The organism is Salmonella sp. SG203 (genome assembly GCF_013350575.1).
Classification (GTDB): Bacteria; Pseudomonadota; Gammaproteobacteria; order Enterobacterales; family Enterobacteriaceae; genus Salmonella; species Salmonella enterica.
Genome location: NZ_SNMT01000110.1, coordinates 1 through 500, shown reverse-complemented (window position 1 = coordinate 500; position 500 = coordinate 1). Strand labels below are relative to the sequence as shown.

At 59.4% G+C, this 500-nt stretch carries 1 protein-coding gene and 1 pseudogene; both read left to right on the top strand.

The window, feature by feature from the left end; genetic code table 11:
• On the top strand, positions 1 to 214 hold a 214-nt coding region (locus tag HV477_RS28065; RefSeq protein ID WP_175065763.1), incomplete at its 5' end, for a CaiF/GrlA family transcriptional regulator.
• Positions 198 to 500 (top strand): annotated as a pseudogene (locus HV477_RS28060) (transcriptional regulator); the annotation flags it as partial. The gene HV477_RS28065 and the pseudogene HV477_RS28060, both read left to right, overlap by 17 nt.

Sequence of the window (500 nt, the reverse complement as noted above, 5' to 3'; positions counted from 1 at the left end):
TAAGGCACGACGCTATGAAATTTATGTTATCCGGGTTCTTGACGGTCCCGCTCCGTCCACGCGCCGTGAAAGGGCCGGACCGCCGCCGGTATCAAAACGCCGGGTCGGTAATGGTGACAGGTCGATGGCAAATGAACTGTGGAACCGGCTGTGCAGCGACAGAAACGCGGGAAAGATACTGAAAAAGAAGGGGACTGATGATGGCGGGATGTGACCAGCAGACGGGGGCCCGGCGGGTTATCGTCCACGGAGACTGCTGGCCGGTGGTGACCGCCGTGGCGCATCTGGCAAAATCAGCCCTGCCGGAGAGCGACTGTGAAACCACATACACCCTGCCGGACCTGTTGCCACGCCTGTCCCGGCAGCCGGAGACGACGCTGATACTGTGCCTGCGCCCGCGTGAGCATATTTTTCTGTTCTATGCCCTGAGGCAGGCGCTGTTGTTTCACCCTGTACTGGTTATCAGCGATGAACTGATGTTCAGCGACCGGCTGGTACTG